The organism is Pseudofrankia sp. DC12 (genome assembly GCF_000966285.1).
GTDB lineage: Bacteria > Actinomycetota > Actinomycetes > Frankiales > Frankiaceae > Pseudofrankia.
Map to the genome: position 1 here is coordinate 1,011,198 of NZ_KQ031391.1, position 15,545 is coordinate 1,026,742.

9 protein-coding genes and 2 rRNA genes are annotated in these 15,545 nt (G+C 71.9%); 2 read left to right on the forward strand and 9 right to left on the reverse strand.

Going from position 1 to position 15,545, the window contains the following annotated elements; genetic code table 11:
• Positions 1-10: 10 nt before the first annotated feature.
• Genes FRADC12_RS04120 through FRADC12_RS04130 form a run of 3 tightly spaced genes read right to left on the reverse strand, consistent with a single transcriptional unit; the run spans position 11 to position 2,362 of the window.
• On the reverse strand, positions 11-955 hold the full coding sequence (locus FRADC12_RS04120) for an NAD kinase (protein ID WP_045875626.1): 945 nt from the start codon (positions 953-955) through the stop codon (positions 11-13).
• On the reverse strand, positions 952-1,944 hold the full coding sequence (locus tag FRADC12_RS04125) for a TlyA family RNA methyltransferase (RefSeq protein ID WP_045879061.1): 993 nt from the start codon (positions 1,942-1,944) through the stop codon (positions 952-954). Before FRADC12_RS04125 ends, FRADC12_RS04120 begins: the two co-directional genes overlap by 4 nt.
• Before the next feature lie 34 nt (positions 1,945-1,978).
• Positions 1,979-2,362, reverse strand: a complete 384-nt coding sequence (locus tag FRADC12_RS04130; protein WP_157488687.1) for a hypothetical protein — start codon at positions 2,360-2,362, stop codon at positions 1,979-1,981.
• Positions 2,363-2,821: 459 nt separating this feature from the next.
• On the opposite strand from FRADC12_RS04130, the gene FRADC12_RS04135 reads away from it, so the two are divergent.
• Positions 2,822-3,157 carry an SCP2 sterol-binding domain-containing protein gene (locus tag FRADC12_RS04135; RefSeq protein ID WP_045875628.1) on the forward strand — a complete coding sequence of 112 codons (336 nt, stop codon included), beginning with the start codon at positions 2,822-2,824 and terminating at the stop codon, positions 3,155-3,157.
• On the opposite strand, the gene FRADC12_RS04140 is transcribed toward FRADC12_RS04135, so the two are convergent.
• Both FRADC12_RS04140 and FRADC12_RS04145 read right to left on the reverse strand, forming a co-directional pair.
• On the reverse strand, positions 3,154-4,272 hold the full coding sequence (locus FRADC12_RS04140) for an HAD-IIA family hydrolase (protein WP_084010436.1): 1,119 nt from the start codon (positions 4,270-4,272) through the stop codon (positions 3,154-3,156). The two genes, FRADC12_RS04135 and FRADC12_RS04140, sit on opposite strands and share 4 nt — an antisense overlap.
• Entirely contained in the window at positions 4,269-4,700 is a 432-nt protein-coding gene (locus FRADC12_RS04145) for a tetratricopeptide repeat protein (protein ID WP_045879063.1), read from the reverse strand. The genes FRADC12_RS04140 and FRADC12_RS04145 overlap by 4 nt, the downstream gene beginning before the upstream one ends.
• Before the next feature lie 303 nt (positions 4,701-5,003).
• Here FRADC12_RS04145 and FRADC12_RS04150 point away from each other — a divergent pair, with 303 nt between their 5' ends.
• Complete coding sequence (locus tag FRADC12_RS04150) at positions 5,004-6,314, forward strand: DUF1015 domain-containing protein (RefSeq protein ID WP_045875629.1); 1,311 nt, start codon at positions 5,004-5,006, stop codon at positions 6,312-6,314.
• Positions 6,315-6,444: 130 nt separating this feature from the next.
• Here the strand turns inward: FRADC12_RS04150 and FRADC12_RS04155 are convergent, their stop codons facing one another.
• The 4 genes from FRADC12_RS04155 to FRADC12_RS04170 all read right to left on the reverse strand — a co-directional run bounded on the left by FRADC12_RS04155 (position 6,445) and on the right by FRADC12_RS04170 (position 15,528).
• Positions 6,445-7,491: a tetratricopeptide repeat protein gene (locus tag FRADC12_RS04155; protein WP_232303603.1), complete on the reverse strand. Its 1,047-nt coding sequence runs from the start codon at positions 7,489-7,491 to the stop codon at positions 6,445-6,447.
• Positions 7,492-10,317: 2,826 nt separating this feature from the next.
• Positions 10,318-11,577, reverse strand: a complete 1,260-nt coding sequence (argG, locus tag FRADC12_RS04160; RefSeq protein ID WP_045875630.1) for an argininosuccinate synthase — start codon at positions 11,575-11,577, stop codon at positions 10,318-10,320.
• Positions 11,578-12,192: 615 nt separating this feature from the next.
• Positions 12,193-12,309: ribosomal RNA gene (gene rrf / locus FRADC12_RS04165) — 5S ribosomal RNA — on the reverse strand.
• 109 nt (positions 12,310-12,418) lie between these two features.
• Positions 12,419-15,528, reverse strand: a 23S ribosomal RNA gene (locus tag FRADC12_RS04170).
• Positions 15,529-15,545 lie beyond the last annotated feature (17 nt).

The following is a 15,545-nucleotide window of genomic DNA, read 5'->3' on the forward strand; positions in this document are numbered from 1 at the left end:
CGCCCGGCGGTCACGCCCGCGGCGGCTCGTCGACGGTGAAGCCACCGATCGGCTCGGCGAAGCCGTTCTCCCTGGCGGCGCGGCCCCGCCAGCCCTCGACGGGCAGGTGGAACTTCGCCACCAGGCGGTCGGTGAACGCCCGGGGGTGCACCACCGCGAGCAGCACGGGCCGCCTGCCCCGCGCGGCCTCGACCCGGGAGTGCGGCGGGACCGGGACCGAGCGCCGGCCATCGAAGTACAGCACCGCCGGCACCGGCTCCAGCACGTCGATCGCGACCGTCGACGTCGGGGCGAGCACCAGCGGCCGGGCGAACAACGCGTGCGCGCTGATCGGGGCTACCAGCAGCGCGTCCACCCCCGGCCACAGCACCGGCCCGCCGACCGAGAAGGCGTACGCGGTCGACCCGGTCGGCGTCGCGCAGATCACCCCGTCGCAGCCCCAGCGCGACAGCGGCCGGCCGTCGATGCCGAGCACGCACTCCAGCATCTTGGCCCGTTCGGCCTTCTCCAGGGACATCTCGTTGAGCGCCCAGCCGGTGTGCACGACCTGGCCGCCCAGCCGGACCGTGACGTCGACCGTCATCCGCTCCTCGACGCGGTACTCCTTGCGGATCACGGCCTCAATGGTGGACTCCATCGCGTCCGGCTCCGCCTCCGCGAGGAAGCCGACGTGACCGAGGTTGACGCCGAGCAACGGGATGTCGGCGGACCGGGCGAGCTCCGCGCCGCGCAGCAGCGTGCCGTCGCCGCCCAGGACGAGGACCAGCTCGACGCCGACCGCCGCCTCGTCGTCACGCGGGACGGTGTTCACCGCGGTCAGGCCGAGGATCTCCGCCTCGTCGGCCAGCATCCGCGGCGCGATCCCGGCGGCGGCCAGCCGGTCGAGCACCCAGCTGGCCCGTATCGCCATCCCGTCCCGGCGCGGATGGGTCAGCACGAGAACTTCCCTGCTCATCGTCGTCCCGCCTTTCCGCCAGCCGTGGCCGCGCTGTCCGCGGCCGGGGCGGCGCCACCCGCCGGCCCGGCCGCGATCGCGGCGGCCAGGGCCGCCGGGTCCAGCGGCGGCGCGCCGGCCGTGAGCCACAGCAGGTACTCGACGTTGCCAGCCGGGCCGGGCAGCGGGCTCGCGACGATCCCGCGCACGCCGAGCCCGCGCTCTGCGGCCGCCCGGGCCACGTCCTCGACCGCCGCGGCGTGCAGCGCGACGTCGCGGACGACACCGCCGGCGCCGAGCCGCTCCCGGCCGACCTCGAACTGCGGCTTGACGAGCAGGACGAGGTCGGCGCCGTCGGCCGCGCAGGCGACCAGGGCCGGCAGCACCAGCCGCAGCGAGATGAACGAGAGGTCACCCACGATCAGGTCGACGGGAGCGCCCACGAGCCCCGGCGTCAGGTTGCGGGCATTGGTGCGGTCCAGCACCCGGACCCGTGGGTCGGTGCGCAGCCGCCAGTCGAGCTGGCCGTATCCGACGTCCACGGCGACGACGCCCGCCGCCCCGGCCCGCAGCAGCACGTCCGTGAAACCTCCGGTCGACGCCCCGACATCCATCGCCTGCCGTCCGGCGACCCGCAGCGGGCCTCCAGCCGGGCCTAGCACCTCGGGCGGCCCCGCCACCTCGGCTGGGGACGGCGGTGTCCGGGCCGCCTCCACGAGACCGGCCGGCTCGGCTGGCGCCGCGGGCCCATCCGCCGCGCCCGGCGCACGGTCACGCAGTGGTGGGACGCCGAAGGCCGCGAAGGCACCCAGGAGCTTGTGCGCGCCCCGGGAGGCATAGCCAGGGTCGTCGCCCGCGGTCAGGGCGATCGACGTGTCGAGGCCGACCACGGTCGCCGGCTTGGTCGCGACCCGGCCGGCGACCAGCACGCGACCGGCGGCGATCGTCTCGACGGCCTGCTCCCGTGACCGCGCGAGGCCACGGCGGACGAGCTCGCCGTCCAGTCGCATCCTGCGCGTCGTCACGGCCGGCGCTCCGTCCGGCTCATCGCGGGCCGCCCGGGCCGGGCAGCGGCGGACCCGGCCGCGGGCTGCCAGGCACACCGCCGGGCCAGGGCCGGCCAGCCGGCCGGCTCGGCGTACCGGGCCGAGGCGGCTGGCCCGGCCGGATCACCGGCGTCGGAGGCCCGCCGGTGATCCCGCCGGGCCCGGCTCCCTCGGCGCCCTCGGCCGCGTCCAGCTCGGTGAGGGTGCCCGACAGCAGCCGGTGTACGTCCTCGAAGACCGCGACATGCTCGGCGACCGGCAGGCTCGGCAGCTCACCCAGCCGGGCACGCGCCGCCCACAGGCCGTCCTCCCCTGCCGGGGCGGCACCGCCGCCCGGACCGCTCGCCAGCTCCCGCGGCGGCATAGCCGGCTCGGTGGTCACCTGTCTGCCTCCCGCTGGTCGATGTCCGGGCGGACCGGCGCGTCCTCGACGCCCGGCCGACGCGCTCGGATTGTCTGGCCGATGTCCGGTCGTCCCTACGCTAGTGTCGCCCACAGCCGGCCAGAACTTGTGAAGACCCGGTGCTCGCCCCCGGCGACAGACCACCAGCGCCGGTGGGCGGCCACGAACCGGCCGGCCGCCCGACGGGAATCGCTGTTTGTCGGCGCGGCCGTCACGCCCGGCCCGGCTCGCCCAGGACTCGCCCGCCCTGCCAGGCCCGGCAGCGGCCGGCCAAGCCGGGCGACGCGGACCGCGACCAGGTAGGACGGTGAGGGCACACGTCCCGCGCCGGCTCGGAGCGGCCCAGGTCCGCGGCGGCGGGCGGCAGCCCGCCGGCCGCGGGGGCCGGGCGAGCGACCGGGCCGGATCGGGAAGCGCACACGCGGGAGGGCTGTCATCGTGGCGGACCGGGAGCAGTGCGAGGCCGCCCTGCGGGGCCTCGCCGACCGCCTCGACGCCCTGGGAAAGGCCGGGCGGCCGCCGAGCGCGCCCAATCGCACCCTGATGTGCCGACTGCCCGACCTGGGCACCTCCTACGTCGCCGAGCTGCACGACGGCAGCCTGCGCGGGATCAGCGAAGGGGCGCGGGCCGCCCAGATCACCTTCACCCTCAGCAGCGATGACCTGATCGCCGTCACCTCGGGCCGGCTCGCGGTGACGACCGCCTGGGCGACCGGCCGGCTCAAGGTCGACGCGAGCGTCCGCGACCTGCTGCGCGTCCGCTCCCTGCTCTAGACCGTCAGGTCCGCGCAGGAGGACGGCCTGTCGTCGGCGAGCCGGCGGGCCGGACGGCCGGCGTCGGAAGCGGCCCAGGCGGCCTGGCAGGCGGCCCGCAGGGCGTCCAGCCCGTCGTCGGGAGGTCCGCCGTCTCGCCGGGAGCCGCCGGGGGCGAGCGACTGATGCCAACGCAGCGTGCCCTCGGCGTCGACCTGACAGGTCCAGGCTCCGCAGTGGGCGGTGCCGTCCGGCTCCCGGTCGGCGGCGGGGTGCGGGCGCAGCAGGCCGCGCAGGTCGGCGGCGAGCAGGGTCGGCCGGCTGGCCGGGCCAGCGGCGAGCAGCTCCGACCCGTCCGTCACCCCGGTGAGGACCAGGAGCGTCGGCGTTCCGGATCGGGTGCCGGCCTCGATGTCGGTGTCGAGCCGGTCGCCGACGATGATCGGCCGCTGCGCCCGGGAGCGGCGCACCGACTCGGCGTGCATCGCGGGCTCCGGCTTGCCGGCGACCAGCGGCTCGGCGCCGGTCGCCGCGCGGATCATCGCCACCAGCGAGCCGTTGCCCGGCGCGATGCCCCGCTCGGTCGGCACCGTCAGGTCGGCGTTGCTGGCCACCCACCGCGCCCCGGCGCGCACCGCCAGCGCCCCCTCGGCCAGCCGGGCGTAGGTCAGCTCGGGGTCGAACCCCTGGACGACCGCCGACGGCTCGTCGTCGGCCGAGGTCACCGGGCGCAGCCCCTCGGCCGTCACCGCCGCCCGCAGCCCTTCGCCACCGAGCACCAGGACCGCCGCCCCGGCCGGCAGCCGCTCGCGGAGCACGTGCGCCGCCGCCTGCGCGGAGGTGATCACATCCTCGGCCCGCGCCGGGACCCCGAACCGGACCAGCCGGTCCGCGACCGCTTCCGGGGTTCGCAGGGCGTTGTTCGTGACGTAGGCGGCGCGCATCCCGTCCTTCCCGGCGGCACCGATCGCCTCGGCGGCGTGCGGCACGGCGCCCTCGCCCCGGTAGACCACCCCGTCCAGGTCGAGCAGCGCGACGTCGAACCGCTCGGCCGGGGCGGCTGAGGCCGCGAGCGGCGGCCCGTAGGCCGGGTGCACCGCCCCCGGCGCCGCCGGGTTGGCCAGGTCGACCGTCACGCCGAGCGAGCCCGGTTGTTCTGCGCGCGGGCGCCGCGCAGCTCGCGGCCATAGTGCTGGATGTCGGGGCGCATCGCCGCCGCGAGCGCGAGGTGCTCGATCGCCGTCGGCAGGTCGCCGGTCCGCCGGGCCGCCATCCCGAGGCCGAACTGCGCGTAGTCGTCGGTCGGGTCCTGGGCGACGATCCAGGCGAAGGTCTCCAGCGCGGCGTCGTACTGGCCCGCGTCGAACTGGGCCCGGGCCAGCGCCTCCCGCACGCTGCGTGACGCCGGCTCGGCGGCGGCGGCGTGCCCGAGCAGTTGCACCGCCGCGTTCGCGTCGCCATGACCATGGAGCGCGACCCCGCGGGTGTACCAGTCGTAAACCTCGCCGGCGGGCGTGCCCGCACCGTTCGGCCACTCCCTGCCCGCGCCGTCCTGCTCGGACATCAGCACCTCCCAAGCCGTTCCACGCCAACCCGGTGGACCGTCAGCCATTCCCGTGGACGCCCGAACAACCGCCGACGACCCGCCGGAACCGGGAAACGGGATACCGGCCCGCCGTCCAGTGTCGCCGCAAAGACGTGCCGCGTACGTCCCTTCGCGCGTTCCGCCCAACCTCACCGACGTACCCGGCCGCGCCCTGATCGACCGCCTCGGCCCGGCCGCCGGACCCGCCAGGCCTCCACGGCCCGGCGCCGGCTGGCGGGCGCGGCGCGACTGTCAGCCGGACGAGCGGGCCGCCGGCCTACGATGCGGGCCATGGTTGACGCCGCCGCTGCCGCCGTTCCGACACCCCCCGGCCTGGTGCTCGCGCCGTTCCGGGCGGTCCGGTTCACCTCCGCCGCCGGCGCGGACGCGAACCTCGCGGCGCTGACCGCGCCGCCCTACGACGTGATCGACGACGCGGGCGTGGTGTCGCTGGAGTCCGCCGACCCGCACAACGCGGTGCGGCTGATCCTGCCGCGGGACCGGGACGGCGAGCCGGGCAGCCGCTACGAACGGGCCGCCGCCACGCTCGCCGAGTGGCTCGGCGGCGGCGTCCTGGCCCGCGACGAGGCGCCCGCGCTCTACGTCTACGAGGAGGAGCAGGACGGCCACCGGCAGCGCGGCCTGGTCGGCGCGGTCGCGCTGGCCGACCCGGACGCCGGCATCATCCTGCCGCACGAGAACACCATGGCCGGCCCGGTCACCGACCGGTTGTCGCTGCAACAGGCGACGAGGGCCAACCTCGAACCGATCTTCCTGCTCTATGAGGGCGGCGGTGACACCAGCCGGATGGTGGCCGCGACCGTGGCCACCCCGCCGCTGCTGGCCACGACCACCGACGACGGCGTCTCGCACCGGATCTGGGCCGTGACCGACGCGGCGACCCTGGACGCGATCGCCGCGGACCTGCTGGGACGCCGCGCGGTCATCGCGGACGGCCATCACCGGTACGCCACCTACCGGCACTACCAGGCCGAGCGGCGCGCGGCGGGCGGCGGCGCGGGCCCGTGGGACTTCGGTCTGACCTTCCTCGTCGACGCGACGGTGTCCGGCCCGCGGGTGCATCCCATCCACCGGGCCGTGCGCGGCCTGGGCGTGGCCGAGGCCGCCCGCCGGGCCGAGGGGGCATTCACGGTCCGCCGGCTGGAGGCGGCCGGCGTCTCGCCGCTGCTCGACGAGCTGGCCAAGGCTGGCCAGATTGGCCACGCGTTCGTGATCACGGATGGGCGCGACGCCTATCTGCTGACCGAGCCGAGCGCCGACGCGCTGGCCCGCAGCCTGCCCGCCGACCGTTCGGCGGCGTTCCGTCGTCTCGATGTGACCGTCGCCCACCTCACGCTGATCAGCGACGTCTGGGGGCTGGAGGACAAGGCCGGCGTCGTCGACTACTTCCATGACGCTCCGGCGGCGATCGCCGCCGCGGGGGACAGCGGGACCGCCCTGCTGCTCAACCCGACCCCGGTCGCCGACGTGACCGCCGTCGCCGGTGCCGGCGAGCGCATGCCGCGCAAGTCCACCCTCTTCACCCCGAAGCCGCGCACCGGGCTGCTCATCCGCCTCCTCGACGAGGGCTGACCGGCCCCACCACGCCGAAGGGCCGGCCTCCGCGAGCGCGGGGGCCGGCCCTTCGGCCGGTCTCAGTCGTCGGCCGGTCTCAGTCGTCGGCCGGTCTCAGTCGTCGGCCGGTCTCAGTCGTCGGCCGGTCTCAGTCGTCGGCCGGGTCCGTGTCGCCTTCCAGGTCAGCGTCGCCTTCCAGGTCAGCGTCGTCGTCCGAGTCCTCGTCTTGGTCCACGTCGTCCACGTCGAGGATGTCCACCACGTCGTCGGCGGCGGCCTCGACCTCCGGGGGCGCGACGGGACGACGCTCCCCAACCGGAACCTCACGCAGTCCCAGGTCGCTGAACAGGACGCTGAGGTCGGGCAGCGCCGGCGCGGCGTTCGCCTTCGCCCGCTCGGCCGCCTCGGCGGCGGCCTGCGCGCGCCGGGCGCTGCCGTCGTCGAAGACGACCGGCAGCGCGCCCTTCCCGACGACAGGCGCGGGCAGGCCGCGCTCCGGGCCGGTCGGCGCGCCCGGTGAGGCCTCCGGCGTGGCCGCGGGCTGGGCCGGGCCGGGCTGGGCGAGGGCCGGCGTGGCCGCGGGCTGGGCGAGGGCGGGCTCGGCCGCGGGCTCCGGCTCGGCGGGGAGCTGGGTGCTCAGGTCGTAGGCACGGTCCTCCGCGTCGGTCTCCCCCTCCTCGTCGATCGCCGCCGCGGACTGGAAGGCCCGCAGCGCCTCGGCCTGGCGGCCCGCGTCGAGCAGCGCCTCGGCATAGGCGTAACGCAGCCGCGCGGTCCACGGCCGGGGCGCGCCTGGGCTGTTGGCCTCGTCGGCGAGCAGGACGACGGCCGCCTCGGGCTGGCCGAGGTCACGCCTGGCGCCCGAGCCGACGATCAGCAGCTCGGCCTTGCCCGCCGGGTCCAGCGCGTCGGCGGCCGGGTCGGTCAGGTAGGCGACGGCCCGCTCCGGGCGGCCGAGGCCGCGCTCCGAGTCGGCGATCATCGGCAGGTACCGAGGAGAACCGTCCATCCGCCGGGCGGCCCGCAGCTCGATCAGGGCGGTCGCGTACTCACCAGCGTGGTAGGCCGCGATCCCGGCGGCCTCCCGTGTCGCGGGCAGCCGGGCCGCGAGGCTCGCCGCCGTCCGGCCATGCGCCAGCGCGAGCGCCGGGTCCTCGTCCAGCAGCATCGCGGCGGCGACGAGGTGCCGCGCCACGATGTCGGCGAGGCCGGTCGGCAGGCCGCGCAGCTCCTTGCGGACCTCGAAGTCGAGCAGCTCGGGCTGTGCCTCCTCGGGCAGCGGCGGGGCCTCGACCTTGGGCCTGGTGGTCGGCGTGACCCGACGCTCGGGCGGCGCGGACCGCCGCTCGGCGGTGGTCCGGCCGGCACGGCGTACCGACTGGCCGCCAGCAGCCCGAGACCCGCCCCGAGGGCCGTCGGACCGTCCCGGGCCGCCGCTGCGCGGCCGGTCGCCGAACCGGCCGCCACGGTCGCCCCGCGCCGCCCCCTCGCTGTTGTGGGTGGGCCGGCCGGCGGCCGCCCAGCTCCCGGTCGAGCGGGGCGCCGAACCGTCGTCGCCACCGGCCGGGGCCGATCCGCCCGTCGCCGGCTTCGGTCCCGCTCCGGCGGGCGCCGACGGCGCGCTTACGCCGCTCGCCGACGCGGCCGACCAACCAGTCTGGTCCGCGCCGGGGCCAGCGGTCGTGGCCGGACCTCGGGTCGCGCCCTCATCTTGTGCCGGCGTCGCGGGTATCTGCTGGTCCGCGGGCAGCGCCCAGGCCGGGGGGCCCGACGGACGGCCAGACCCGGTGTCCCGGTCCGACCGGAAGTGACCGTCCCGACGGCCGCCGCCGCTCTGACCGCCGCCGCCGCTCTGACCGCCGCGGCTGTCGCGCGGTCCGCGGCTGTCGTCCCGGCGGGGGTACCCACCCGATGACCGGTCGCGGAAGCCGTCCCGACCGCCGTCACGCCGGTCGCCACCGGCGGACGGACGGCTCGTCGGGCGGTCGCCGCCCGCTCGGTAACCACCGGTACCGCCGCCGGTACCCCGGTCGCCGCGGAACCCGCCGGGCGACCGGCCGCCGGGGCCGCCTCGGTCCGGGCGCGACCCGCTGTCGCCGTCGTACCGACGCGGCGCGCTGTCGGAGGATGTCCGGAAGTTCCCACCCCGCTGGTCGTCCGGCCGGGTGTACGGCCTCGGCCGCTCGGAGCGCTCCCGGGGGCCGTCGCCACGGTCCGGTCGGCTCGGCCCGGCCGGCCGGGCGCCCGTCCAGCCGCCCTGCGCGCCGTCGCGACGAGGGCCGCCCTGGTTCCGGTCGCCGGGCCCGCGGTGCTGACGCGCCGCGTTGTCCGTGCCGCGGTCGAACGAGCGCGGCGCGCCGTCCCTCGGCGGACGGAAGTTCCCACGCTCGCCACGGTCCTGCCACGGGCGGTCCGCGCCGCCGCGCTCGGGCCCACCGCGGTCCGCTCCGCCGCGCTGGAAGCCAGCACGGTCTGAAGAGCCGCGGTCGGGGTTCCAGCCTTCGCGGCGCTCACCGCTGCCAGACCGCTGCTGCCAGCTCGGCCTGTCCTGGCCGCTGGGGCGCGCGCCGCGCGGCCCGGCACCGGACTGGCCGAAGCGACGGGGCCCAGCCGACGAGGACGACGACCAGCCACCGCCGGGACGGCTGTCACCGCCGTGCTCATGCCGGCTGTCGCCACCGCGCTCCGGGCGCCGGTCGCCGCTGTCAGCACTTCCCTGCGCGCGGTAGCCGCCGTCACCACCGCGTTCGTACCTGCTTTCGCCGCCTCGCTCGGGGCGCCGGTCGGCGCCGTCGGCGCCGCCCTGCGCCCGGTAGCCACCGCCTGGGCGAGCTCCCGTGCCCGGCCGGTCCCGGTCGCCACCGCGGCGGTCGAAGCCACCACCGGTCGGCCTGCCACCGGGCCGGAAGCCCCCCTCTCGGCGGTCACCGCCGGAGAAGGGGCGGCGCTCACCACGCTCCGCGCCACCTGCGCGGTCCGCGCCCGCGGCGCGGTAGCCACCGCCGCCGCCCGGGCGCGAGCCACCGTCGGATCCGCGCGGTCGACCACTGTCGTTCCAACGTCCGCCCTGTCCGCCAGACCGGTCGCCACGGGCGTCCCCTCCGCCGGACCGGTCCCGCCGGTCGGAGGACCACGAACGTCCTTCGCCGCGCGGCCGGTCATCGCCGGGGCGGTCATCGCGACGGAACGTGCCGGCCCGGCTCGGCCCGTCCGCGCTGTCACGGAACCTGGGCCGCTGCCCGCCGCCTGCCCCGGCCGGCCGCGGCGGCCCGCCCGCCCGGCGTGCGCCACCAGCGCCGCCGGAACGGAAACCGCCGCCCTGCCCGCCGCCGGAACGGAAACCGCCGCCGTGCCCGGCGGCGCCGCCGGCCCGGCCCGCGCGCCTCGGTCCGGACGAGGTGGACCCGGAAGACGACCGATGGGTCGGCTCCCCGCCTGAAGATGAGGGAGGGACTGCAGAGCTCGACATGGTCTATCGCTTCCGATCAGCCCACACCATCGTGGGCGGTCCACTGTTGACTTCTGGATGAGCACCGGCCCGCTGCCGGTCATCGACGCCGTCCCCGCAGGCGCGAGGGGCGTCCATCTCCGCTTCCGTTGGCCCGGAAAGCGGACCCACGAAACATTCCGTTTGATCTCCGGCGCTGGCCTGCGGCCAGCGGCGAACCCGGCTCCGTCGCCTGAGCCGTGCCGGGAAGACCTCGAAGGGTACTGATGCCGCGGCGGTCCCTGCTGACCGACGCGATACACCCCCCGCCAGGTCGGCGGCGTACCTCAGCCGGCCCGGCCAGAGCGGCCACGATCAGGACGATCGCGGCCCGTTCACCTATTACGGTAACTCGCCGGCCCGCCAACCTGTCGGCCACGGGTCCAACCGCGGGCCACGGACGCCGAGCTTTGTCGGGCACGCTCGGCGCGCCCGCGACGCGCGGAGACCCGGATCCGCAGCCCTTGTGGCTGCGAACCCGGGTCTCGGCACGATCCCGCCCGGACCAATCTTCAGCGCCCGGGTTGGGCTGGGCTAGCTGGTCTCGAGGACGCCAGGCACCTGGCCGGCGTGCGACGCGGTACGGGCGCCGACGCCGAGCACCTGCAGGAATCCCTCGGAGTCCTTGTGGTCGAAGGCACCGACCCGGCTCATCGACGCGTTCTCCTCGCTGTAGAGCGAGTGCGGGATGTCCTTGGCTCCGGCGAAGTTCACCGTTCCCTTGTAGAGCTCCAAGGTCACCGTTCCGGTCGCCAGCTCGGCGACCTCGTCGACGACCTTGCGGGCCAGCCGCGAGCCGAGATCCTCGCCGTAGGCCTGGTAGAGCTGCTCACCCAGGAAGTCGGCAGCGAAGTGGAAGATCCGGCGGGCACGCCGGTCGAGGATCGTCTGCAGCAGGTACTCGTAGGCACTGCCGATCAGCTCCATGCCCGGCGCCTCGTAGACGCCACGCGACTTCACGCCGACGAACCGGTTCTCCACCAGGTGCAGGTTGATGCCGACGCTGTGTCGGCCACCGATCGCGTTCGCCTTCTCCAGAATGTCCGCCGGGTCCGAAAGTGCCTCGCCGGCGATCGACACCGGGCGCCCCTTCTCGAACACGATGGTCACCAGCTCCTGGGCGTCCGGAGCGTCCACCGGCCGCACCCCCATGATCGGGCTGACGAAGTTCGCGCCCGTCTCGAGGGATTCGAGCACGCCGGCCTCGTGCGTGAGCCCAAGCAGGTTCGCGTCCGTGGAGTAGGGGGACTTGCGGGTGGCCCGGATCGGCAGATTGCGCTTCTCGCAGTAGTCGATCATTTCCTCGCGGCCGCCGAAGGCGTCGAGGAAGCTCTGGTCCCGCCAGGGCGCATAGACCGAGATGCTGGGCGTCAGCATGTTCGGGACAAGCTGGAAGCGGGCCTGGTCGTTGCCCCGACCGGTGGCGCCGTGACTGAGGATCTTGATGCCGCGCTCCAGCAGATGCGGCAGCACGCCCCGGATGGTCACGTACCGGCCCAGCGGCGTCGTGTTCCAGTAGCGACCCTCGTACCGGGTCAGGCCCTGGATCGCCTGAATCCCAGCCTCGCCCATCTCGGTGCGGAGCGGAACAATCACGGCCTCGACCGCGCCGCAGGCCTTCATCCGCTCCGCGACGACGTCGAGGCCCTCGGTCTCGTCCGGCTGCCCCAGGTCAGCGGTGAAACAGATGACCTTGACGCCGTGAGAGGCCATCCAATGGGTCACCGTGCAGCTGTCGAGCCCGCCCGACGCGAAGAACGCGACGCTCTCGCCCTTGAGCTCACTGATGTTCATGTGTGGTCCCGCTCCCGTCCGAGCATCACGTCCGCGGCCCCGCGACCGGTCGGGGGCTCCTGATGTCCGAGTCTGCTGCACCTCGACCCACGCGCGGGTCGAACCGCGCGATCAGACTTGAGCGCAAGTCTATACACACTTGCGCATGACCATCCAGCATCGGTGTCGTGACGGCGGCGACTCTTCCGCGCCGCTTCGGCCGCGGACCATCGCTGACTGACGAGGCCTGGCGCGCGCGCCGCGGAACGCGGAGATCGTCTTCGTGTCTGGCGGGGTGATGCGTTGTTCGAAGTCGATGCGGTCCTCAGGATCAGGGCCTGCTGAGTGCTTCTAACAGGCGTTCCGCGCTCCGCGCGATCGAGTGTGAGGCCTCGGAGCCGGGTGATCTCCGCGTTCCGCGGCGCGCGTCGGTCGGCCGCGCGGGCCTCCGGAGCTGGATCATCTACCCGTTCCACTGGGTGCCGGGGCCACCTCGCGGGCTTCGCGGCCGGCTGGGGTCTGCCTGACCGGGTGTTCCCGGCGGCCATCGGGTCGTCTGGTGGTCTCGCCGGGGAGTGTTCCCGGGAATGCGGAACGCCCCCACACCGTCAGGTGTGGGGGCGTTCCGGAATGATTGTTCGGCGGTGTCCTACTCTCCCACCCGGTCTCCCGGGCAGTACCATCGGCGCTGGGGAACTTAGCTTCCGGGTTCGGAATGGGACCGGGCGTACCCTCCCCGCTGAAACCACCGAAACACTATCGAGATATCGGCACCTCACCCCAACCCACACCCCTAGCAGAGGGGGGTTGGGGGTGGTCTGCCGTTCCTCGGGAACCGCACAGTGGACGCGTAGCATCTTTGTAGGACAAGCCCTCGGCCTATTAGTACCAGTCAGCTCCACACCTCGCAGTGCTTCCACTTCTGGCCTATCAACCCGATCATCTCTCGGGGGCCTTACCAGGTTGACCCTGTGGGAGACCTCATCTCGAAGCGAGCTTCCCGCTTAGATGCTTTCAGCGGTTATCCCTTCCGAACGTAGCCAACCAGCCATGCCCCTGGCGGGACAACTGGCACACCAGAGGTTCGTCCGTCCCGGTCCTCTCGTACTAGGGACAGCCCTTCTCAAGACTCCTACGCGCGCGGCGGATAGGGACCGAACTGTCTCACGACGTTCTAAACCCAGCTCGCGTACCGCTTTAATGGGCGAACAGCCCAACCCTTGGGACCTACTCCAGCCCCAGGATGCGACGAGCCGACATCGAGGTGCCAAACCTTGCCGTCGATATGGACTCTTGGGCAAGATCAGCCTGTTATCCCCGGGGTACCTTTTATCCGTTGAGCGACGGCGCTTCCACAAGCCACCGCCGGATCACTAGTCCCTGCTTTCGCACCTGCTCGACCCGTCGGTCTCACAGTCAAGCTCCCTTGTGCACTTGCACTCGACACCTGATTGCCAACCAGGCTGAGGGAACCTTTGGGCGCCTCCGTTACTCTTTAGGAGGCAACCGCCCCAGTTAAACTACCCACCTGACACTGTCCCTGACCCGGATCACGGGCCTAGGTTAGACATCCAGCACGACCAGAGTGGTATTTCAACAATGACTCCACAACCACTGGCGTGGCCGCTTCACAGTCTCCCACCTATCCTACACAAGCCGGACCGAACACCAATATCAAGCTGCAGTAAAGGTCCCGGGGTCTTTCCGTCCTGCCGCGCGTAACGAGCATCTTTACTCGTAGTGCAATTTCGCCGAGTCTGTGGTTGAGACAGCAGGAAAGTCGTTACGCCATTCGTGCAGGTCGGAACTTACCCGACAAGGAATTTCGCTACCTTAGGATGGTTATAGTTACCACCGCCGTTTACTGGCGCTTAAGTTCTGAGCTTCGCCCCGAAGAGCTAACCCGTCCCCTTAACGTTCCAGCACCGGGCAGGCGTCACTCCGTATACATCGCCTTACGGCTTCGCACGGAGCTGTGTTTTTAGTAAACAGTCGCTTTCCCCTGGTCTCTGCGGCCCCCACCAGCTCAGACAGCAAGTGCCGTCACCAGTGGTGGCCCCCCTTCTCCCGAAGTTACGGGGGCATTTTGCCGAGTTCCTTAACCACAGTTCACTCGATCGCCTCGGTATTCTCTACCTGACCACCTGTGTCGGTTTCGGGTACGGGCGGCCCTGGCACTCGCTAGAGGCTTTTCTCGACAGCATGGGATCATCCACTTCGCCACAATCGGCTCGGCATCACGTCTCAGACACATGACATGCGGATTTACCTACACATCGTCCTACACGCTTACCCCGGGACAACCACCGCCCGGGATGGACTACCCTCCTGCGTCACCCCATCGCTTACCTACTACCCCCCAAGATCCCAACCATCTCAGCCCCCGAAAGGACCTCGACAGGAGGTTAGTACAGGAAGATTCAGTATTGGCGCACCAGCGCCGGTACGGGAATATCAACCCGTTATCCATCGACTACGCCTGTCGGCCTCGCCTTAGGCCCCGACTCACCCTGGGCGGACGAACCTGCCCCAGGAACCCTTGGTCATCCGGCGGACGGGATTCTCACCCGTCATTCGCTACTCATGCCTGCATTCTCACTCGCATGGCATCCACGGCTCGATCACTCGGCCGCTTCACACGCCACACGACGCTCCCCTACCCATCCACACACCTGAACCACCCCACGCATGAGGCAGCTAGGCTACACGTGCGAATGCCGCAGCTTCGGCGGTACGCTTGAGCCCCGCTACATTATCGGCGCAGAACCACTTGACCAGTGAGCTATTACGCACTCTTTAAAGGGTGGCTGCTTCTAAGCCAACCTCCTGGTTGTCTGTGCGACTCCACATCCTTTTCCACTTAGCGTACGCTTAGGGGCCTTAGCTGGCGATCTGGGCTGTATCCCTCTCGACTACGAACCTTATCGCCCGCAGTCTCACTGCCGCGCTTCACGTACCGGCATTCGGAGTTTGGCTGAGTTCAGTAAGCTGGTAAGCCCCCCAGCCCATCCAGTGCTCTACCTCCGGCACGAAACACACGACGCTGCACCTAAATGCATTTCGGGGAGAACCAGCTATCACCGGGTTTGATTGGCCTTTCACCCCTACCCACAGCTCATCCCCCAGTTTTTCAACACTGGTGGGTTCGGTCCTCCACACGGTCTTACCCGCGCTTCAACCTGGCCATGGGTAGATCACCCGGCTTCGGGTCTTAGACATGCGACTCAAACGCCCTGTTCGGACTCGCTTTCGCTACGGCTACCCCACAACGGGTTAACCTCGCCACACACCGCAAACTCGCAGGCTCATTCTTCAAAAGGCACGCCGTCACCAGGCCGAAACCCAGCTCCGACGGATTGTAGGCACACGGTTTCAGGTACTATTTCACTCCCCTCCCGGGGTACTTTTCACCTTTCCCTCACGGTACTAGTCCGCTATCGGTCACCAGGGAGTATTCAGGCTTAGCGGGTGGTCCCGCCAGATTCACACCGAATTTCACGGGCTCGGTGCTACTTGGGAATATCTCCGAGAGACAGCATGTTTTCGCCTACGGGGCTGTTACCCACTATGGCCGGCCATTCGCAGACCGCTCGACTAACACACTGTTTTCTGACTCTCTGGAAGGGCGGCAGCCCAACCCGGAAAATCCCACGACCCCCATGCCGCAACGCCTGCCGGCTATCACACGACACAGGTTTAGCCTAGATCCGCTTTCGCTCACCACTACTCGCGGAATCACGGTTGTTTTCTCTTCCTGCGGGTAATGAGATGTTTCACTTCCCCGCGTTCCCTCCAGCCACCCTATGAGTTCAGATGGCGGTGACAGGACTTGGCATCCTGCCGGGTTTCCCCATTCGGAAATCCTCGGATCACAGCTCGGTTGACAGCTCCCCGAGGCATATCGCAGCCTCCCACGTCCTTCATCGGCTCCTGGTGCCAAGGCATCCACCGTGCGCCCTTACTAACTTGGCCACAAAGATGCTCGCGTC

Excerpts from the sequence above, each read along its gene's own strand:
- FRADC12_RS04120 (WP_045875626.1), bottom strand. The coding sequence starts at position 955 with ATGAGCAGGGAAGTTCTCGTGCTGACCCATCCGCGCCGGGACGGGATG.
- argG (WP_045875630.1), bottom strand. The coding sequence starts at position 11,577 with ATGAACATCAGTGAGCTCAAGGGCGAGAGCGTCGCGTTCTTCGCGTCG.
- FRADC12_RS04125 (WP_045879061.1), bottom strand. The coding sequence starts at position 1,944 with ATGCGACTGGACGGCGAGCTCGTCCGCCGTGGCCTCGCGCGGTCACGG.
- FRADC12_RS04150 (WP_045875629.1), top strand. The coding sequence starts at position 5,004 with ATGCGGGCCATGGTTGACGCCGCCGCTGCCGCCGTTCCGACACCCCCC.
- FRADC12_RS04145 (WP_045879063.1), bottom strand. The coding sequence starts at position 4,700 with ATGTCCGAGCAGGACGGCGCGGGCAGGGAGTGGCCGAACGGTGCGGGC.